At 65.3% G+C, this 19,147-nt stretch carries 20 protein-coding genes; all 20 read left to right on the top strand.

Annotation, left to right across the window (positions count from 1 at the left end):
- Nucleotides 1-144: 144 nt before the first annotated feature.
- Nucleotides 145-801 carry a hypothetical protein gene (locus HY726_14760; protein ID MBI4610258.1) on the top strand — a complete coding sequence of 219 codons (657 nt, stop codon included), beginning with the start codon at nt 145-147 and terminating at the stop codon, nt 799-801.
- 67 nt (nt 802-868) lie between these two features.
- The gene (locus tag HY726_14755; protein MBI4610257.1) at nt 869-1,180 is read left to right on the top strand and encodes a heavy-metal-associated domain-containing protein; all 312 of its coding nucleotides are present in this window, start codon (nt 869-871) and stop codon (nt 1,178-1,180) included.
- Nucleotides 1,181-1,238: 58 nt separating this feature from the next.
- Complete coding sequence (locus HY726_14750) at nt 1,239-1,793, top strand: TlpA family protein disulfide reductase (GenBank protein MBI4610256.1); 555 nt, start codon at nt 1,239-1,241, stop codon at nt 1,791-1,793.
- Nucleotides 1,794-1,913: 120 nt separating this feature from the next.
- On the top strand, nt 1,914-2,135 hold the full coding sequence (locus tag HY726_14745) for a hypothetical protein (GenBank protein MBI4610255.1): 222 nt from the start codon (nt 1,914-1,916) through the stop codon (nt 2,133-2,135).
- Between the two features lie 9 nt (nt 2,136-2,144).
- The gene (locus tag HY726_14740; GenBank protein MBI4610254.1) at nt 2,145-2,567 is read left to right on the top strand and encodes a hypothetical protein; all 423 of its coding nucleotides are present in this window, start codon (nt 2,145-2,147) and stop codon (nt 2,565-2,567) included.
- Nucleotides 2,564-2,818 (top strand): mercury resistance protein, encoded by a 255-nt coding sequence (locus HY726_14735; GenBank protein ID MBI4610253.1) that lies wholly within the window; start codon nt 2,564-2,566, stop codon nt 2,816-2,818. The genes HY726_14740 and HY726_14735 overlap by 4 nt, the downstream gene beginning before the upstream one ends.
- On the top strand, nt 2,818-3,054 hold the full coding sequence (locus HY726_14730) for a glutaredoxin family protein (GenBank protein ID MBI4610252.1): 237 nt from the start codon (nt 2,818-2,820) through the stop codon (nt 3,052-3,054). Before HY726_14735 ends, HY726_14730 begins: the two co-directional genes overlap by 1 nt.
- Before the next feature lie 165 nt (nt 3,055-3,219).
- A complete protein-coding gene (locus tag HY726_14725; GenBank protein ID MBI4610251.1) occupies nt 3,220-3,384 on the top strand; it encodes a hypothetical protein in 165 nt (54 codons plus the stop codon).
- A gap of 141 nt (nt 3,385-3,525) precedes the next feature.
- On the top strand, nt 3,526-3,813 hold the full coding sequence (locus HY726_14720) for a hypothetical protein (GenBank protein MBI4610250.1): 288 nt from the start codon (nt 3,526-3,528) through the stop codon (nt 3,811-3,813).
- A gap of 858 nt (nt 3,814-4,671) precedes the next feature.
- Entirely contained in the window at nt 4,672-5,229 is a 558-nt protein-coding gene (locus tag HY726_14715; GenBank protein MBI4610249.1) for a sigma-70 family RNA polymerase sigma factor, read from the top strand.
- Between the two features lie 3 nt (nt 5,230-5,232).
- Nucleotides 5,233-6,069, top strand: a complete 837-nt coding sequence (locus HY726_14710; protein MBI4610248.1) for a zf-HC2 domain-containing protein — start codon at nt 5,233-5,235, stop codon at nt 6,067-6,069.
- 347 nt (nt 6,070-6,416) lie between these two features.
- Nucleotides 6,417-7,943 (top strand): porin, encoded by a 1,527-nt coding sequence (locus tag HY726_14705; protein MBI4610247.1) that lies wholly within the window; start codon nt 6,417-6,419, stop codon nt 7,941-7,943.
- 66 nt (nt 7,944-8,009) lie between these two features.
- On the top strand, nt 8,010-8,747 hold the full coding sequence (locus HY726_14700; GenBank protein MBI4610246.1) for a hypothetical protein: 738 nt from the start codon (nt 8,010-8,012) through the stop codon (nt 8,745-8,747).
- The gene (locus tag HY726_14695; protein ID MBI4610245.1) at nt 8,728-10,584 is read left to right on the top strand and encodes a VCBS repeat-containing protein; all 1,857 of its coding nucleotides are present in this window, start codon (nt 8,728-8,730) and stop codon (nt 10,582-10,584) included. The genes HY726_14700 and HY726_14695 overlap by 20 nt, the downstream gene beginning before the upstream one ends.
- 555 nt (nt 10,585-11,139) lie before the next feature.
- Nucleotides 11,140-11,697: a sigma-70 family RNA polymerase sigma factor gene (locus tag HY726_14690; protein ID MBI4610244.1), complete on the top strand. Its 558-nt coding sequence runs from the start codon at nt 11,140-11,142 to the stop codon at nt 11,695-11,697.
- A gap of 4 nt (nt 11,698-11,701) precedes the next feature.
- Nucleotides 11,702-12,538: a zf-HC2 domain-containing protein gene (locus tag HY726_14685; protein ID MBI4610243.1), complete on the top strand. Its 837-nt coding sequence runs from the start codon at nt 11,702-11,704 to the stop codon at nt 12,536-12,538.
- Nucleotides 12,539-12,587: 49 nt separating this feature from the next.
- Nucleotides 12,588-13,277, top strand: a complete 690-nt coding sequence (locus HY726_14680; protein ID MBI4610242.1) for a Crp/Fnr family transcriptional regulator — start codon at nt 12,588-12,590, stop codon at nt 13,275-13,277.
- A 49-nt stretch (nt 13,278-13,326) separates the two neighbouring features.
- Nucleotides 13,327-14,700, top strand: a complete 1,374-nt coding sequence (locus tag HY726_14675) for a TolC family protein (protein MBI4610241.1) — start codon at nt 13,327-13,329, stop codon at nt 14,698-14,700.
- 2 nt (nt 14,701-14,702) lie between these two features.
- The gene (locus HY726_14670) at nt 14,703-16,259 is read left to right on the top strand and encodes an efflux RND transporter periplasmic adaptor subunit (GenBank protein ID MBI4610240.1); all 1,557 of its coding nucleotides are present in this window, start codon (nt 14,703-14,705) and stop codon (nt 16,257-16,259) included.
- A 24-nt stretch (nt 16,260-16,283) separates the two neighbouring features.
- Nucleotides 16,284-19,147 (top strand): efflux RND transporter permease subunit (locus HY726_14665; protein MBI4610239.1); only part of this gene is annotated, 2,864 nt, incomplete at its 3' end.

Genomic DNA, 19,147 nt, shown 5'->3' with positions numbered 1-19,147 from the left:
GCGTGAACATCGAGCCCCACAAATCGTGTACTCTTCATAGTCGACCGGCTCCTTTCGTACGTAGCTCTACGCTACGGGTTTACTCCGATCGTAGCGTAACCTACGCTTTGCGATCGGAGCCGGTCATTCCATTGTGACTAGAGCATGGACTGTAACCAGGCCAGAGATCAGTTCCTGGCCATGCTTCCCGCGGGGGAAGGGGTTTCATGGCCTGAACCCTTTGCTCGGCACCTGGAGGGCTGCGAGGCCTGCCGGGCGGAGCTGGAGGCCCTGGGCCGGACCTGGGCGCTTTTAGGGCGCTGGCCAGAGGCCTCACCCGGAGAGGAGGTGAGACGGCGCCTCGTCCGGAGCGCTCGGCGCCAGCTCCTCAGGGAGTCGGTCCTGACTGCCAGCGGATGGACGCCGGCGGTCCTGGCCGCAGCCATTGGGGTCGGCCTTTCGCTCGCGCTGTCTTTGCTGGTCCCATACTCCGTTCTCGTCTCATTGTGCCGCCAGGCGCTACAGGTCTCCGACCCGCACGCCGCTCCGTACCTGCTGGCCGGCATCATGTACGGGGTGCCGCTCGCTCTGGGCGCCTGGAGTGTCCGGAGGCAGTTGCGGGGCGGTACCCTGATCGGGAGCCTGGAGGCGAGCCTTCTCTTCTTCGTGATCCTCGCGCCCTACGTGATCGCCCAATGCCGGGAGTTCGCTCCGGCCCTCCAGGTCGCGTTCGTCTCCGGGCTGGGGGGCGGGGCCGTGCTCTCAAGCCTGGCAGGGCTCTGGATTCCCCGCATGGCTCCGCTCGCGAGGCTTCGTCCCTGAACAGGAGGTTTCAAGTGTGGGTGCGCAGCCGACACCGCCTGCGCCGCCGTCGCGCTAGGTGACCGCCATGGTTGCAGCCGTGGTCCTGGCTCTCCTACTTACGGCCGTCGGCCCGGCAGCGGCAGAGGTCCGCGATCATACGCTCACGCTCGACGGGCCGCTCTGTTACGGCTGCGTCCCGCGGATTCATGCAGCCCTCGAGGGGCGCCCTGGTGTTCACCGCGTCAAGGTTGACATCGAGAGGGGAGCAGTCAGCGTCTCATATGACGACGACGTGACGTTGCCGGAACGGCTCGCCGAATACCTGAAGGCGGCGGGCTTTCCGACGAACGGTCGAGACCCTTGCCGGGGCTGGCGGCGATGGGTCGGACGCTGTTGAAGCGACGGCTTATGACATGAACGTCCAAGGGAGGAAATCACGAGTGTTTTCAAGAGCGATGGCCGGGTGGGCAGGCATTCTGTGCCTCATCGTCCTCATCGGAACGAGCGCCGTCACTTCCGGCGCCTCCCCCGAAGCCATGAAGGCGCTGGGGATTCTCGAGCCGCGCGAACGCACCGCTGCTCCGAACGTGACCCTCCCCACGCTTCAAGGGAAGCCGTTCTCCTTCGTTGACCTCAAGGGCAAAGTGGTCCTCGTGAACTTCTGGGCCACCTGGTGTCTGCCCTGCCAGTGGGAGATGCCGCTGATGGACAAGCTCTACCAGGCCTACAGGGCCAGGGGGTTTGTCATCGCGGCGATCTCGCTGGACCAGGAAGGGGCTGCTGTCGTGGAGCCGTTTGTCAGGGAGAGGAAGCTCACATACCCGGTGCTCCTGGACCCCTCGCTGAAGGCCGCGCTCCAGTTCGGGGTCCGCGGGGTCCCCGCCACTTTCCTGATCGGTCCAGACGGCTTCATCAAAGGCATCACGTATGGGCCCAAGGAGTGGGATGGCCCTGAGGCCCGGGCGCTGATCGAGTCGCTGCTCAGGACGGGGAAGGGGTCAAAGGGCTAGAATCCAGACAGGAGGTGCGGTGAGGGAAAAGCTCTTTGGCCTTGGGGCGGTGCTGGGGGCGTTCGGAGCGGGCCTTTGCTGCCTGGGCCCGGCTCTTTTCAGCCTGCTGGCCTCAGCACCGTGACCAGCCTCACATTGATCCGCTACGTGGTGCCATACCGCGACTGGCTCTTCGGCTTCACGTTCCTGGCCCTCCTGGGCGGCTACCTCCTAGCCTGGCGCCGGTGGCGGAAGATGTCGTGGTGGGACTGGGCGATGCTCGGGGGATCTACGCTCGCGGTAGTCGGCTTCCTCTGGTATACGATGTCGGTGGAAGGTCTGCCGCGCTGGCTCTGGCGCTGAGAGACAGGGATGTTCGGGACGATTAACAAGCTAGGGGTTCTCGGGACGGTGGTGACCACCGTGATGAACGCCGGCTGCTGTGCTGGCGCGGTGGTCGGGCCGCTCGCGGGGCTGTTTTTCGCAGGGGGCTACCTCTATCGGGTGCCGGCTGACTGGCAACTGCCTCTCCTCTATGGAACGCTGGCGGTGACGTTCACGGGCTTCGGGCTCGCGTGGCGACGGCACCGGCGGTTGGCTCCTGTACTACTGGTCCTCCCTGGCGCGGTAGCCATCCTGTACCCCTTGCACCAGGCCCTGGACGTGTCCACGCTGAAGGTTCTCATGTGGGTCGGGTTTGGCCTGCTCCTGGCGGCAGCGGCATGGGACACTTGGCTGTCCTTGCGGGCTCGGAGCTGTCGCCCGACTCTGTCACGGCCCGAGGGCTCTCAATGACGACACCAGCCGAACCCGGTCCCGATCAAGCGCCGCCGGCGTCACTGAAGGGCTACGTTCTCCTCGGACTGGCCGTCGTGACCTGCCCCTGCCACCTGCCCATCCTCTTGCTGGTCCTCGCCGGAACCGGCCTGGCCGGAGCGCTGAGCCAGTACTTTGGGCTTGCCTTTCTGACGCTGAGCGTGATTTTCATAGTATCGCTCGTCTTCGGGCTCAAGGCTCTGAAAGGCGGCGAGCACAGGAGGACCTAATGGCGAAGGAAGTCATTGTCTACACCCAACCCGGCTGAGCGAGCTGCGAGCGAGAGAAAGAGTTTCTTTCTCAAAAGGGAGTTTCGTTCACAGCCAAGAACATCCGTGACGACCCCACGGCGCTGGAGGAGCTGTTGAAGCTCGGCCAGCGGGCAACGCCCGTCACCCTGATCGATAGCGAGGTCGTGGTCGGGTTTGACCGCGGGAAGCTCGAGCGCCTATTGGGCCTGTCCTAACCCATTGAGAGAGCACACGGCATGCCGAAGGTCTTGTGCGCAGGCTGAGGGCAGGAGATCGAGATCCCGGTAGGGATCAAAAGCGGGGCCCTCTTCGACTGCCCGAACTGAGCAGGGCTCACGCTCCGGGCGAGCGAGAAAGCCGGCGTCTGGACGGTAACCGAGGTGAAGAAGGCGAGCTGCGCGGTCGGGGACGACGTCGTGATCCTGCCGGACGACGTCAAGCCCGGAGACATCGTCGAGTGCCACGGCATCCGGCAGCGCGTCACCTACGAGTTCGGCGCCTACGCCCTTGAGAAGGTGGAGGGAAGCGCTCCGAGGTCTTACTGATGAAAGCGGTAGCCAAGGTGATCCGCGGAGTGGGGGCTGCCATCCGGCATCGGCCCAAAGTCTCATGAAGAAGACAGGATGCCGGCTGGGTCTTCGATGCATCACCGACGCGACGCGGGCCAAGCCGGAGCGAGGAGCACGATGAGAGAACTGTGGCAGGCCTTCCGGTCGCTCAAGATCTGGCGGATCGCGCGGGACTTCCTCTGGGGGCTCGCGTTCCTGGAGACCTACAGGGAGATCCAGAAGGAAAAGCGCCAGATCGAGAACCTCATGAACATCGTCATTCTCGGCGAGTTTCTAGGGCTGCCGCTCATGAACTCCACAATCGCCCTCCGGATGCTCCCCTATCTCTTCCCCCACCTCCACGACTGGCGCCGCAAGCTGCTCACTGAGCGCGACATCACGGACGACCTCCCAGACATCCACTGACCCTATCCCGCGGCAGGCTTTGCCCTGTTGCGGGGGTTGCAGGCCGAGGGGGCAGCAGACCGTTGCCTGCCCAGATCTCGCGGTCTCCCGTCGCGCCTAGCGTCTGAACGCGACTCGCGGAGCATCCTCCTACCGGGTCGACGACGAAATAGCCGGGAAAATCCAGGCCGCGTTGAGCCGCGACTCTTCCAGCAAGAAGTTCCCAACCAAACATGCACCACGCGCGGAATTGTTAATGGAACGAGAGCTCGTCTGGGGCGGTGGTGTGATGGGCGTCACGAAAGCCGCGGCAAGTGTCTTGGGCCTTCTTCTCGCTATCGGCATCCTGGTGAGTGCGCTGAGCTGGATGGTCGGCGGCCGGGGACCGGTAGGGGGCCCGGGCGGGTGGGGTGGGTCGACGCCGGTCGAGCTTCAGCCGTGCCCTGAGACCTGCCTTGTCCCTTGAGGGCGGCGGCGATGAACAGATTGCTTGATAGCGAGCGACGGCTCCAGCGGGAGGTCACGCCAAAGCCTGCCAACCTTTTGCCGCGCCGGCACGGATAAATGAACGAAGGAGGTGAGTCCCATGAAGCTTATCGTTTCGACGGTACTCGCCCTTTTGCTGGCCGCGGGGGCGGTGGAGGCGGCGGTGACGACCTTCGATCGCCCAAATCCCATCGAGAGGCCTCCTCAGGCCCCGGTCACAGAACCGTCCCCACAAGCCCCGTAACAGAACCTGAAAATGACAAGGACGGGCGCCCTGGCGTCTTGCCGGGGCGCCAGTGGGGGCCGGCTCGAACTTTTCACCCACAATCGAGGCGGATATTTAGAAAGGTTGCCTACCTCCGATCACGCGAGGCGCGTAGATCCGAGAGAAAAGTGGCTGACGACCGAGAGCTGATGGCGAGGGTCAGGGAGCGCGATGAAAGCGCCCTGGAGATCCTCTTCACGCGCTGGGAAGGCCCGCTCTTCGCGTTCTTCTACCGGCTGGGGTGCCCGCCGAGCTGGGTCGAGGACCTGACTGAGGAAGTCCTGGTGACGGTGTACCGGCGGCGGCAGCGGTACGACCTCGACCGTCCCTTCGCGCCGTGGCTCTACGGGATCGCCCGCCTCGTCTGGAAGGACCACCTTCGCCATCGCGGGCGCGAAATCACGCACGCGGTGCCGCTGGAGGCTGCTGCGCAGCTACCCGCGAGCGACCTCGGGCCATCAGCTACGGCCGAGAAAGTGGAAGAGGCGGAGGGAATCCGTCGGGCCATCCAGCAGCTTCCGGAAGAGCAGAGGGAGGCCTTCGTCCTCCGACACTATCACGGTCTCAGCTACGAAGAGATCGCTGAGGCCCTTCAAGTCCCGCTTGGGACGGTCAAATGGCGGATTCACGAGGCCGTGCGACGCCTCGAAGCGTCGCTCGTGGTCTCGCGGAGAGAAGGAGGGTAGGGAATGCGTTGTTCAGAGGTGCAGGCCTTGCTGGTTGACCTCCTGTACGAGGAGCTGGGTGCCGAGGAGCGCTCCCGGCTCCTGGCCCACCTAGAGGGATGCGGTGGGTGCGCGGAGCGATGGAGCCGCCTTCGGGCGCTCTCCTCGGCTGCTGACCGGTGGACGGCGCCTCCCCTCCCTCGGGGGATCGCAGAGCGGGCGCTGGCGCGGGTCGCCAGCGAGCGGGTCCGCGAAACCAGGCGCAAGTGGCCAGAGGTCTCTCCAGCCCACATTTTGCCTCGCGTCTTGCTGGGGGCCGGAGCGGCTCTCGTCTCGCTGCTTCTGGTTCTCGGCACGATTGAGGGGCAGCTGGCACCCTTGGTTATCGGAGCCTTCGGCGTGGTTTGGACCGTGCTCTACGCGGGCTTCTTCCTCACGGCTTCCCACGGGAGACTCCGGCCGGTCGCGTGGGCGGCCCTGACCGGGGCGGGCATCGCGCTCATTCTCGTCCCGCCTCTCTCGATCCCAACCGTGGTGGAATGGTGCGCGCGGGTGATCCGGGCGGCTCCGGACTCGATCTCCTTCGCCTTGGTGCTTGTTCTCTTTGCCGCCGGTTACACGGCCGGCCCTCTGCTGGTGGGCGGGCTGGCGTTCGGCCGTCCGAGGCAGGGCCAGCGGGTCACCGACGGGGCGATGCTTTCGATGCTCTACGCCCTGCTGATCGCACCTGCCGTCTACCTCCAGTGCCTGCCGCTTCCCCTCCCCGTCACCGCGCTCTGGATGGCAGGGGCCATCCTGGGTGCGGGGCTGGCGGGCCCGCTGAGCCTTCGCCTTGCCGAATGGCGGGTGGGAACCGCCTAGAGGGCAACCCCGCTTAGCCCTTCCGTCCACCGCGGACAGCCCTCCCCGGGCCCCGGCCACAGAGCGGCCCCCCACAAGCCCCGTAACTCCTGCTGAAACCGCCAAAAAGCGGCACCCTGCCCATCCCCGGGGCGCCGGCGCGAGGCGGCTCAAACTTTTTGACCATTTTCGGCGGATATAGGTTCTAGCAGGCGACATCGAGCCGCGTCGAGCGAGGAGGTGGTTCGCATGCTTCACAAAAGCACCAGCTAAAGGTGAATCCGCCCATGCGGCAGCGTGAATGACGCTTGAGAAGTCAGGGCACGCACGACGACAGAGAGGTTCACCAACGACATGAGGAGGCGGCGATGAGACGGTATTTGGTGTTAGCTCTTGCTGTGCTCACCCTCCTTGGGCTGCTTTCCCCACCCGCCCTGGCCCAGGCCCCGGCCCCGAAGGTCACGATCAACGGCCTTCTGGACTTTGTCACGCAGTGGGATAAGAACCTGCAGGACGGAGACACGACCAACCGCGAAACGGAGTGGTGGTCCCGCCAGCGCGGTCGCTTCGATTTCAAGGGCGAGGTCGGAAAGGGCAACGTCGTGTGGGGCGTCGAGATGGACTTCGCGAACGGTAACACGCCGCGGGCCCACGGGGGCACGAGCGCGGGCTTCGACCTCGACACCGACGTGGCGGGAGTTATCGAGACGAAGTGGCTCTACCTCGAGTTCCCGCTGACGGGACCGGGGTCGATCCTGCCCTTCATCCAGGTCCCGACCATCGCCCGCGGGGGCGGCCAGCCATTCAGGAACCATGACTTTAAGCTCGGCATGCTGGCCTCGGTCGGGGACTTCGGGGGCTTGAACCTCGTGACGACCTTTTCCCCGGAGATCAGGAACATCTTTACTTTCGCCCAGATCGAGGAACTGAACTCGGGACGCGAGGGCGGGTTCACCAGCAACCGGGATAGCTGGGCGATCATCGATAGCCTCGAGGTCACGCCCTGGAAGGGGTTCACGGTCAAGCCCACCGTCTCCTACGCGGAGTTTGGAGGCAACAACCAGGGGAGTGCCAGCCTTGGGACGACTCCGCGAGGCGGGTTTAACGTCGGCGCGGACCGCCTCTGGCGGGCTACCGTTGGCGGCGACCTCGAATGGAAGTCCGGGCCGTGGCTGCTGGAGCCGACGTTCCACTACCAGTTCGGCGAGCAGCGGCTTCCAGTTGCCACTCGGGCCGCCACCGGTGAAACTGAAGCGGATATCAGGGCCTGGATCGTGGACATCATCGGCGGCTGGCGCTCGGGTCCCCTGAACCTCCAGGCCCGCTTTACCTACACGTCCGGCAACGACGCTGACGAATGCGTCCAGACGATTGCGGGCGTGTGCAGAGGCGGGAGCGACATCAACTACTACGAACCCATCAATCCCGGGTTCGGCTACTACGCGCTCTGGACCGAGATCTGGACGGGCGTCTTCGAGTACCTCAACGCCGGCCCCTCGGGCGCGAGCCGGGGGCGGGAGCGCTCGATCGGCTTTGACAAGTATGGCCTGATTGCCGGTGGGGTGAAGGCGACGTACTCCCTGACCCCTGCGTTCTCGCTGTTCGGGATCGTTCAACCGAGCTGGACGGCCGAGAAGGTTGACACCAACGGAGCCGTCACCGCAAACGGGATCACCCCCGCCGATGCAAAGGGAGACGATAGGTACCTCGGCACGGAGATTGACGTCGGTATCAACTGGAGTTTCGCGCCGAGAACGACCCTCGGTGTGGTATACGGTCACCTCTTCGCCGGCGAGGCGCTCAATCAGTGTATCCCGGCGAGCGCTTCTTGCGCCCGGCCACGGGACGCCAAGGATATAGATACGGTCGCTGCGCGCGTCCGCTTCACGTTCTAACGAATCGCCGGTAGCTGGGGAGGCATCGCAGGGGTACACTCGATCGCAATGGTGAGGTGGGCCAGGGTGTTGCTGCTGGCCGGGGCGTGCGTCTTGGCGTGCCCGTTGGCGGCCGCGGCCGTCGAGTACCGGCTCCGGGTCGCAAGCCTCTACGAAGAGGCCTTCTATGCGCTCCTTGGGGCCGACGGAACGCGGCGGGAGGGACCCGTACAAGGCCCGCCCCGGCTCATCGAAGCCCTGGACAGGGGGGAGGTGCCGGTCGCGGTCCTGCTCGGCGACCGCGAGGTCGTAGCCGCCCGTCCCGGGGTGGCGAGCGCGTTCGGGGCGGTTCGTGTGCGGGCGGAGAGCGTGCAAGAGCGCGAGGATAAAATCGGGTGGAGCGAGCTGCGCTGGCAAGGGAAGCCGGGAGAGCAAAGCGTCTGGGTGATCGCCCCGTCCACCCCCTGGTTTACCGAGGTCCGTGACGTGGCCCTGAAAGGGGCCGGGCAGCTGATCCGCGTGATTCCCCACCGGATGGCATTGTCCCGGTCCCCGGCACCGGCCCTCGGAATCCCGCTCGCGTTTGTCGAGGCGCGCGAGGGGGACCCCGCGCTCTGGCGGAAGTATCTCGCGCCCGTCCTCGACCTGAGCGAGGGCGTCGGGGTGGTCGTGGCCGTGAACCGCAGCTCAGGCTATGCGGACTACGTGTTCATCGTAGTCAGACACGCGCCGGTGCCGACGACGTACAGCGTCGTCCTGGCCTGGAAGCAGCGGCGCACGGAGATCGAAGCAGGTGGGAGGGAGGATGATCAGGAGCGCCGTTAGGGCGACAGCCTGGTTCGCGGCAGCACTGTTTTTCCTCGCCGGCGCCACCGGCTTGGCGCGCGGCCAGGCGGAGCCTCTCCCGTTCAAGCTGCTGGCCGAACAGCTCGTGGCCCTTTTCCCGGAGGTGGTGGCCGACGTAGTCGAGGTCCAGGGAGGAAAGGTCACGATTTCTGTCGGCCGGCGCGGAGGGCTCCAGCCGGGCGTGCAGATGGTGCTGTTTCGCGAGGGGCGTGAGCTGCGGCACCCGAAGAGCGGGGAGGTTCTGGGACGAGTGGAGGAGCAGCGCGGCCGGGTCGTGGTTGACGAGACGTTTGACACCTACTCGACGGCGAGCGTGATCGAGGGAAGCGGGGCGCGGCCAGGGGACAAGGTGCGCGTGTCAGCAGGGAAAATCAAGCTTACGGTTCTGAAGCTCGTGTCCGGCCTGAAAGAAGACCTCGCCGAAGCCGCCGTACGCGCGGTAGTCGAGGAGTTGGGACGCACCGGGCGGTTCCAGGTGGAGTTCGGGGACCGGGTGAGCGTCTGGCTGTCTCAGCGGGCGGTCACAGACCAGGAATTCCTCGCTGGCACCGGGGTTCGGGAGGCCCTGGAACGCTTCCGGATCGGTCATCTCCTGGTCCTGGGCTTTAGCAAGGTCGGGAAGCGACCGTACATGGAGGTCCGCCTGTTTTCCGGTCTCCGTGCAGAATCGGTGCTGACCACGTCGCTCTTTGTTCCGCCATCCGTGAAGCCGCCGGTGGCCCGTCAGTACTCCTCGACGGCTGACGCGAGGACCCCAGCTCCCCGGGCCCAGCAAGGCTCGCTCCTGGCGCGAATGCTCGGGTGGAACCGCGACCCCGGGACGTACTCCGCCGGAGCAGAGTCGATGCCGGTCCGCGAAGTGGCGCGCTTCGGCTTCGCGGTCCGGACCATGGACGTGGCCGTCGCCCCGGCGGACGGGATTGCGCGGCTGGTTCTTGCCGACGACGGGGGCAAGATTTTCCTCTACCGCCTCGTCGGCCAGACCCTGGAGCCCGAGTGGGCGTACGAGCGGCGCAGCATCGGTCGGATCCTGAGCCTCCAGCTCGCCGATCTGGACGGTGATGGGAGCCTGGAGGTCGTGGTCAACCGGCAGGATCCGGGGGTGGGGATGCTCTCGCAGGTGATCGCAGCACGAAACGGTCAGCCTGAACCGGTCGCCCAGGACATTCCGCTGATCCTCCTCGCGGTGGACGAGAAGGGCGAAGGGGTCAAGCGCGGGCTGTGGGGGCAAATGTACAGCCGCGACAAGATGTTTACGCCGGGACACGCCGAGCGGCTTGTGCTCAAGGATGGCGAACTAACCTCCGCCGGTCGGGTCCCTGTGCCCCATGCGTTCCGGGCGACGGGGGCGACGCTCTCGAACATCGCTGACAAAAGCCTCCGGGCGCTGGTCTTCGTGGACGCCGAGCAGCGGCTGCAGATCGCGGTCCACGGTGAGGAGCGGTGGCGATCCGCGATCGCAGTGGGTGGGGGCTACACGCTCGGCGAGATCCAGGAGGGCTTGTCCGGGATGATCACCTCTCGGTATTTCAAGATGGAGCCGTCCCCTGTCGCCGTAGACCTGGACCAGGACGGGGTGGAGGAGATCGTCGTCCCCGTGAACCAGGGGGAGAGTGGCCTTCTGGCGGTGGTCTTCCGCGGGCCGGCGGGCTATCGAATCCAGGTGGTGAACGCTGGCCTCCAGGGCGCGATTACGTCGATCGGTGTCGCCTCGTCGCGGGAGAACACGCCTTCGCTCGTCGCCTCACTCGTCAGGTTCACGGGAATCCTGCAGCGTTCTGGGGAGACGCAGATCATCATGACAATCCCGGAGTGACCGTCACATTGAGCTAGTGGTGGCCCGCTGCTCTTGACCGCCTCCTCTGGTGGGCTGCCACCGAGTCCGGGGCCCGGCTGGGCGGGCCGCGGCCCTGGACTCGGCTTAAACCGTCCCACCATCGGTCGCCGCGCGCTCCACCCAGGGCCCTGGGAAGGGCCTCACCTTTCACCTCAAACCGCCAGCTCCTCTGAAGCTCTCTGGGCGGACCGCCTCTCCGACCTGGCCAACCTTCGGCCAGCCTTGCTCGGATAGCTATTGAAGGGAGGTGAGTCCGATGAGACCCCTGATCGCGACGCTGGTCGGCCTGTTCCTGGCGGCGGGGATGGTGGGGGGGTGTGTGACGACCACCACCGAAAGGCCTTCCCATGAGGCTCAGGCGACAGAACGGCCCCCCCAGGCCCCGTAAGAGCGCCTGAAAACGACAAAAGCCGGCGGCCCGGGCTTTCGGCTGGGGCTGTCGCAGCGAGGCTCAAACTTTTTGATCACTTACCGCGGATATGTTTTTTAGCAGGCGATCATCGAGACCTCTTTTTCCGGGAGCGAGAGAAAACGGTGGCCGACGAGCGAGAGCTGATGGCCAGGGTCAAGGAGGGCGAGCAAAGTGCCCTGGAGCTGCTCTTTGCGCGCTGGGAGGGCCCGCTCTTCGCCTTCTTTTATCGGCTGGGCTGCCCGCCGAGCCGGGTGGAAGACCTCACCGAGGAGGTCCTGGTGACCATTTACCGGCGGCGGCACAGCTACGACTTGGGCCGTCCCTTCACGCCCTGGCTCTATGGTATCGCTCGTCTCGTCTGGAAGGACTACCTTCGCCACCACGGCCGTGAGGTCGCTCACACCGCGCTAATCGAGGCGGCTGAGCAAGTGCCGCCGACAGAGTCTGACCCTTCCGAGATGACCCAGCTTCGCGAGGAAGCCGACACCGTCCGGCGGGCGATCCAGGATCTGCCCGAGGAGCAGAGGGAGGCGATTCTCCTGAGACACTATCACGGCCTGAGCTACGAGGAGATCGCCGAGGCGCTTCAGATCCCCGTCGGAACGGTCAAATGGCGAATTCACGAGGCCGTGCGACGCCTCGATGCGCCGGTTGTGGTCGCACAGAGACAGGGAGACTAGGCGGATGCACTGTTCAGAGGTTCGTGCCTTGCTGGTTGACCTCCTTTATGAGGAGGCGGGTGCCGAGGAGCGCTCCAGGCTTCTGGCCCACCTGGAGGAGTGTGGCGAGTGCGGAGAGCGGTGGAGCCGCCTTCGGGCTCTCTCCGCAGCAGCCGACCGCTGGCCTGCGCCTCCCCTCCCTCGGGGGATCGCAGAGCGGGCGCTGGCGCGGGTCGCCAGCGAGCGGGTCCGCGAAACGAGACGGAAGTGGCCAGAGTTCTCTCCAGCGCAGATTTTGCCTCGCGTCTTGCTGGGGGCGGGAGCGGCCCTCGTCTCGCTGCTTCTGGTTCTCGGCACGATTGAGGGGCAGCTGGCACCCTTGGCTATCGGAGCCTTCGGCGTGGTCTGGACCGTGCTCTACGCGGGCTTCTTCCTCACGGCTTCCCACGGGAGACTCCGGCCGGTCGCGTGGTCGGCACTGACCGGAGCGGGCATCGCCCTCATTCTCGTCCCGCCTCTCTCGATCCCAACCGTGGTGGAATGGTGCGCGCGGGTGATCCGGGCGGCTCCGGACTCTGTCTCCTTTGCCTTGGTGCTTGTTCTCTTTGCGGCCGGTTACACGGCTGGCCCTCTGCTGGTGGGGGGCCTTGCGTTCGGCCGCCCGCGATCGGATCACGGGCTCGGGGACGGAGCGACGCTCGCGATCCTCTACGCCCTGCTGATCGCTCCTGCAGTCTACCTCCAGTGCCTGCCGCTTCCCCTCCACGTCACGGCGATCTGGATGGTGGGAGGGATCCTGGGCGCGGCGCTGGCGGGTCCCCTGAGCCTTCGGCTTGCCGAGTGGCGGGCTGCGCCTGTGTAACGCGTCACCGCAAACGGAGGATCGCCTCGTTCGTCAGGGGAGGGGGCGGATGATGATCGGAGCCGAAGGGAATGATGGAGCAGAGCGGCCGCGACTGACAGAACCGGATCTGACCGAGCTGTCCCGGTTGAGTCAACTCCGAATCCTGCAGAAGGGTCAGTCTCTGTTCCTCGCAGGTGAGCTGAGCCGGTGCGTCCTCGTCGTCAAGAGCGGGCGGCTGAAGCTCTCCCATATCTCCGCTGAGGGCAGGGAGCTGATTGTCTCCTTTCTCGATCCCGGGGATCTTCTCGTGATCCCCGGTGATCGCCTCGTCAAAGGCTCCGTGCCTCTCGTCGAAGGCCTCGGGGAAGCGGTGCTTTTGCTGGTGCCGCAGTCGGACTTCGAGGCGTTCCTCCGGGCTCGGCCGGCTTCGGGGCTCACGGTGATCCGGCAACTGGCCGACCGAGTCCGCGCGCTCGAGGCGCGGATCGACGAGATGGTCTTCAAGGACACTCGGGGCCGCCTGGCCACTACCCTTCTTCGGCTGGCCGAGGCCTACGGACACCGTGGCCTCGCCGGCGCGGTGGGAGTTGGCCTGCCGATCACCCAGCAGGACCTCGCTAACCTGATCGGCGCCAGCCGAGAGATGGTGAGCCATGCGCTCCTCCAGTGGAAACGGGAGGGCTGGATCGAGCTTCACAGGCGCTCCATCGTCATTCGCCGGACCGAGGCACTGGAATCTCAAGAATCGGGGCGATGAGTCGGGAGGGCGTAAACCGCTTGACGCGACACTGCTGAGGAGACCGCGGATGAGACGAGCCGGGCCCGTCGTGCTTCTTCTTGCGATGCTCGGAATTTTTCTCGGAACTGGTGCGGGTTATGGCCAAGCGCCTGTCGTCCAGCGGGAGCTGACCCTGGACGAGGTGATTGACATCGCCCTGGCCAAGAACCCCGGGCTGCGGGCCGCCGAGCGTGAGGCCGAGGCCGCGACAAAAGGGCACGAGGCCGCGCGAGGCCGGCTCTGGCCGTTTGCTGACGTCTTCGGCGACTGGCAGTACTCCGGCCCGGACGAGGAGAACAAGACCCGTCTCCTGGCCAACATCATGCGCATGCCCAAGCTCGGGCCGACGCTTGAGGATAACCGTAACGGTAGACGCGAGTTCGACCACAACCTCTACGGCCTGGGGCTTCGGGTGACCTACCCGCTCTACGTCGGCGGACGCATCGTGGCTGAGGTCGAAGCCAACCGCCTCCTGACCCTTCTCGCCCGCGAGCGGGTGGCTCAGACCGGCGACGAGCTGATCTTCAACCTGAGCAGCACGTTCTACAACATCCTGAGGCTTCAGGAGAACGTCAGGGCGACTGAGGCGAACGTTAAAGCCCTGGAAGAAGCTCAAAAAAATATATCGAGCCTCGTCGAGGTGGGCCGAGCCGCGCGAGTGGACCTTTTCAAGGTAAATACCCGCCTCGCCGCCGTGAGACAGGACCTGATCCGGGTCAGGAACGAGGTCGAGCTGGTGCATGCCATCCTCAAGACCCTCATGGGACTCGAGGTCACCGAGCCGATCACCGTCAAGGGGGCGCTGGGAACCGAGGCGATCCCCCTTGACCTCGTGCAGGACCTGAAGGAGAGCGAGAGCCGTCGCCCGGAGCTTCAGGCCCGGCGGCGGGCCGTTGAGGTCCAGGAGCAACAGGTGCAGATCGCCCGGGGGGCGCGGCTTCCGAGCGTAAATTTCAGGACCCAGTATGTCGGGGGAACTGGCGAGAGCGAGTTCGGGCAACCCATGGGGGATTTCCTCGTCGGGGTGAACGTCTCGATCCCCGTCTTCACCGGCGGCCTGCTCACGGCTCGGATCACTCAGGAAGAAGCTCGGCTGGCGCGGGCGCGGCAGGAGTTCGACAAGGCCAGGCTCGACATCCAGCTCGACGTGCAGACCGCTCACCTGCAGATCACCGAAGCTAGAGAGCGGATCGCGACGGCCCAGGCCGCCCTCGAAGAAGCCCGGGAAGCGCTCCGGATCGAACAGCTCAAGACCGAGGTCGGCCGAGGGATTGTCGAGGATCTCCTCGACGCCCAGGCGGCCGAGCTTCAGGCGGAGACCAACCACACCCGCGCTCTCGCCGACTACAACACCGCCCTGGTGGCCCGCAGGAAGGCCATCGGGCGGATCCGGGAGAGGTAGCCGTGCGCTGGGGGAGAGCCTACTGGGACTTCCGGGAGCCGGAGGAGCGCCGCGAGCGGCTCGGCGGGCTCCTCCAGGGATTCAAGACGCTCGTTTGGGATCGCCACCGCTGGGTGAGCCGCTGGGCGGTCACGCTCGTTCTTCTGGCGGTCATCTACTACACGACGACCGCAGCCGTGGCCTGGCTGACGGCGCCTCGGATCGAAATGACCATGAGCCCTCTCACAGGGCCGGTTGCCGTGGCCGCTGAGCCGGCTAAGGTCCAGCAGATTATGGACAAGGTGACCTACACCGGTTCCATCTCGCCCTACCAGGAAGTCACAGTCTATCCCCGCTGGGAAGGTTGGGTACAGGAGTTCAAGCTCTACGAAGGAGACCGGGTAGAGCAGGGGCAGGTCGTTGCCCGGCTGGACCGGGCCGAGATCGGGGCGGTCGTGGAGCAGGCGAGGTCCATGGTCGCCCAGGCCGAGGGAGAGGTCCGCCAGATGGAGGCCCAGCTTGCCCGGGCCAAAGTCGAGGTCGCCAAGGCGGCTGAGGAGCGCGCCCAGGCCGAGGCTGCCCTCAAGGAGGCCGAGGCCATGTTGAACGTTGCCCGGGCCGACCTGAAGGCTGCCCTTCCCGGGGTAGTCCAGGCCAAAGCCGAGCTCGATTACATCCGAGGGGAATTCAAGCGAGACGAAGTCCTGCTGGCTCGCGGCGCCATCGGGCAGGCCAGCTTCGACCAGCGACGCGCTCAGTACGTCACCGCCCAGGAGCGGGTGGCCCAGGCCGAGGCTCGCGTGGCTCAGATGGAGGCCCGCGTGACCTCCATGGAGGCCAAGATCGTCAGCGCGAAGGCTGGCATCAATCGAGCTATCGCCAATCAGCAGGCGGCTGAAAAGCATGTCCTCCACGCCGAGGCGGCGCTGGATTCTGCCCGGGCCAGGGTCGTCCAGGTTAAGGAAGAGTACGAACGGCGGAAGGTGGTCCTGGGCTACACGACCGTCGAGGCTCCAATCACCGGGCGGGTCGCCAAGCGCCATATCTACGCCGGGATCCTGGTCAAGCCCGGGATGCCCATCGTGGATCTGCAAGACCTCTCGCGCGCGCGAGTCCAGGCCAAGGTGGCGGAGAAAGACCTGGTCAAGGTGCGGGTGGGGACTGAGGCCGTCGTAACCTTCCCGGCCCTGCCTGAGGGCCGCAACAGGGTCAACGCCAGGGTCACCACCATCTTTCCCCAGCTCGATCCCGTCACCCGCACCACCACGATCGAGATGGTCGTCCCCAACCCCGGGGAGCTGATCAAGACCGACATGTACGCCGTCGTGGACCTGATCCTGGAGCGGAAGCCGAAGGCCGTGACCATCCCGCGACTGGCCGTTGAGCGGGATCAGCAGGGCCAGCCGAAGGTCTTCGTGACGGACGGCGTTTCTGCCATGTTAAAGCCGGTGAAGCTCGGGATCGCCTCCGGAGACCGGATCGAGATCCTGGACGGAGTGAAAGAGGGAGAGATGGTGATCTTCAAGGGCCAGCGGGGGCTGGTCGAGGGCCAGCAGGTCAACATCGTGGCGGGGCTGTAAGGGGTTAGAGGCGGAGGGACAGCGATGCTCAAGCTTCTCCCCAAGTACTCGGTCGAGCACCCCATCGTCATGATCGCCGTCTTCCTGGCGCTCGTGGGTGGGGGGTTCCTGACCTACATCAACCTGCCCGTGGAGCTCCAGCCCTATGTGGACAGCCCATCCATCGGGATCATCATCCAGTACCCCGGCGTTTCGGCCGAGGACATGGAGGCCTACTTCACCCGCCCCATCGAGCAGAAGATGGGGGTCCTGAACGACAAGGAGTTCATCCGCTCCAACACCCAGGAAGGGCGGGCCGAGATCATCATCGGCTTCCCCTATTTCTCCGACATCAACAAGCACAAGGTGGCGGTCGAGACCCTCCTCAACAACATGCTCAACGAGCTGCCGCTCGACAAGGACAACACCACCAACCCCTGGGTTGTCCATGTGGATGCGCAGAACGTCCCCATCCTGGACCTCCACGTGACCCACGGCAGCTGGGACGACGTGACTCTCCGCGAGTTCGTGGCCAACCAGATGAGGAACCGCTTCGAGCAAGTTCCAGGCGTTCAGTCCGCGATCCCCTTCGGCGGCAAGCGCCGCCAGGTGACCGTGGAGGTGGACCGGACAAAACTGGAGGCCTATAACCTCGGCCTCCACGACATCAAGACGGCCCTGGAGCGCCAGCACCTCTCCCGCTCCGGCGGTCGGATGATCAACCCCGCTCAGGACACCCTCGTCCGGCTCGACCTCCGCTACCGAAACCCGGAGGAGCTGCGGGACATCCCCATCGGGAACTTCAAGGACCGGATCGTCTACCTCCGGGACGTGGCCGAGGTGAAAGACACCTACGCCGAGATCCGGTCGGGCTACCACTTCAACGGCCAGCCCGGTGTCCTCCTCACCATCGTGAAGGTGCCATGGAAGGGGGACCCCCAGGTCATCGACCCGGCCCTGAGGCTCGCCAAGGAGTTCGAGAAGAACAACCCGGGCCTCCGCATCGGGGTTGCCTACAACCGGAACGACTTCGTCTGGCGGATCATCGCCAACTCCTGGAAGGAGCTGTTCCTCGCGTTCTTTCTCACGTCCATCGTGCTCCTCATGTTCCTCAACACCATCACGCCCACGGTCATCGTCCTGATCCAGCTCCCGCTCATCGTGCTCGCCAGCTTCGTCTTCTGGAAACCCTGGGGCCTCACCATCAACACGCCGACCAACATGGCGCTGGTGTTCGTCCTGGGGCGGCTGGTGGACGACGCCGTCGTCATGATGGATGTCATTAACCGGCACCTCAAGAAGGGGAAGAGCCCGAAGCAGGCGGCAATCGACGGGGCCCAGGAGCTGACCTTCGCCGTCCTGGCCACCGGCTTCGCCTTCTGGCTCGTCCTCATCCCCAACCTCTTCCTCCAGGGAGCCATGGGGATCGGCTTCCGCGGCATGACAGCCCCCATGATCTTCGCCCACATGTTCTCTGCCTTCTTCGCCCTCACGATGAACCCGATGATGGCCGCCTACCTCTTCAAGCCCTACCAGGAGCGGCTGGCCAACCCTCTGGACCGGTTCTTCACCTGGCTCTTCCGCCCGTTCATCTGGCTCATTGAGAAGCTCGAGTGGCTCTACAGGCATGCCCTCGACTGGTCGCTGGACCACCGGGCCGTCATCATCGGGATCGCCGTGGCGTCCATTTACGCCGGCTGGAAGATCTGGCCGATGCTCGGCTGGGAGGGGATGCCGCTCCAGGACACCGGCCAGGCTGTCGGCGAGGTGGAGGCCTGGCCCGGCACCCCGTACCCCGAGACCGAGAAGGTCGTCTCGAGGATCGAGGAAGTCCTCATGCGCCAGCCCGAGGTCAAGCTGGTCTCCACCCAGATCGGCCAGGAGCCGGCCTTCGGGACCTACTTCTCCGGTTATGGCGTCCGCACCGTCAACAAGGCTCTCTTCAAGATCACCATGACCCATAAGGACGAGCGGGTCTGCCTCTTCTACGAGAAGTGGGAGTGGTTCGATCGGCTCACCCGCGCCTGCTCGAGCAAGACCAATCGGAGCGTCTGGGAGATCATGGACAGCGTCCAGCGGGAGGTCCTCCAGACGGTGCCGGGGATCCGGTCGCTCTGGCTCATGGAGATGGGCGCCACGCCGGTGAACACCGCCCGGAACCCTGTGGAGGTGGTCTTCAAGGGCGACGACCTAGAAACCCTCGCCAAAGTCGGCGATCAGGCGATCACGGTGGCGAACCGGGCCCCCGGGGTAGTCCAGCCCTTCACAAATTGGTCCCTCACCCTGCCGCAGTACAGGCTCGAAGTGGACCGGGCGCGGGCTCAGGAGCTGGGGCTGGCCGTCCCCCAGATCGCCATGCAGGCCTTCTACGCGACGCAGGGCGGGATGACCTCGGAGTTCTTCAAGCCCGAGGGGCTCGAGGGGACCGATCGCCACCAGCGCCTCCTGATCCGCTACAAGCCCGAGCAGCGGGCGACTCTGGAGGACCTGGAAAACGTCATCATCACTGCGCCCGGAGGCAAGCACGTGCGACTGAAAGAGGTGGCCAGGGTGGTCCCGAAGTACGGGACCGATTTCATCTATAAGGAAGATCTCCAGTACGCCCTCGCTGTCCTCGGGCAGTACCGCGACGTCGGGCTGAAGATGGCGACGGCAGGGATCCTCATGGGGGCCAAGACCTCGATCCCCCTGCCGCGGGGGTACACAGTCCAGCCCACCGGGATGATGCTCACGATGCTGGACAACATCTACCGCCTCTACGACGGCCTGGTCTTTGCCGTCTTCTTCGTCTTCATCGTCCTCCTCCTCCAGTCGGGCTCCATGGTCAGCACCCTGGCGATTATGTCGGACGTTCCCCTTCAGATCATGGGGGCGGTCTTCCTGCTCTACTTTCGCGGCTTCTTCTGGTC

This window comes from Candidatus Rokuibacteriota bacterium (genome assembly GCA_016209385.1).
Taxonomy (GTDB): domain Bacteria; phylum Methylomirabilota; class Methylomirabilia; order Rokubacteriales; family CSP1-6; genus JACQWB01.
The sequence above is the reverse complement of the archived record's forward strand: the minus strand, read 5'-3'. Positions and strand labels throughout refer to the sequence as shown.

Bases quoted from the DNA above. Each gene is read 5' to 3' on its own strand.
- HY726_14705 (MBI4610247.1), top strand. From the start codon at position 6,417: ATGAGACGGTATTTGGTGTTAGCTCTTGCTGTGCTCACCCTCCTTGGG.
- HY726_14755 (MBI4610257.1), top strand. From the start codon at position 869: ATGGTTGCAGCCGTGGTCCTGGCTCTCCTACTTACGGCCGTCGGCCCG.
- HY726_14680 (MBI4610242.1), top strand. From the start codon at position 12,588: ATGATGATCGGAGCCGAAGGGAATGATGGAGCAGAGCGGCCGCGACTG.
- HY726_14675 (MBI4610241.1), top strand. From the start codon at position 13,327: ATGAGACGAGCCGGGCCCGTCGTGCTTCTTCTTGCGATGCTCGGAATT.
- HY726_14685 (MBI4610243.1), top strand. From the start codon at position 11,702: ATGCACTGTTCAGAGGTTCGTGCCTTGCTGGTTGACCTCCTTTATGAG.
- HY726_14720 (MBI4610250.1), top strand. From the start codon at position 3,526: ATGAGAGAACTGTGGCAGGCCTTCCGGTCGCTCAAGATCTGGCGGATC.
- HY726_14695 (MBI4610245.1), top strand. From the start codon at position 8,728: ATGATCAGGAGCGCCGTTAGGGCGACAGCCTGGTTCGCGGCAGCACTG.
- HY726_14750 (MBI4610256.1), top strand. From the start codon at position 1,239: ATGGCCGGGTGGGCAGGCATTCTGTGCCTCATCGTCCTCATCGGAACG.
- HY726_14740 (MBI4610254.1), top strand. From the start codon at position 2,145: ATGTTCGGGACGATTAACAAGCTAGGGGTTCTCGGGACGGTGGTGACC.
- HY726_14710 (MBI4610248.1), top strand. From the start codon at position 5,233: ATGCGTTGTTCAGAGGTGCAGGCCTTGCTGGTTGACCTCCTGTACGAG.
- HY726_14735 (MBI4610253.1), top strand. From the start codon at position 2,564: ATGACGACACCAGCCGAACCCGGTCCCGATCAAGCGCCGCCGGCGTCA.
- HY726_14760 (MBI4610258.1), top strand. From the start codon at position 145: ATGGACTGTAACCAGGCCAGAGATCAGTTCCTGGCCATGCTTCCCGCG.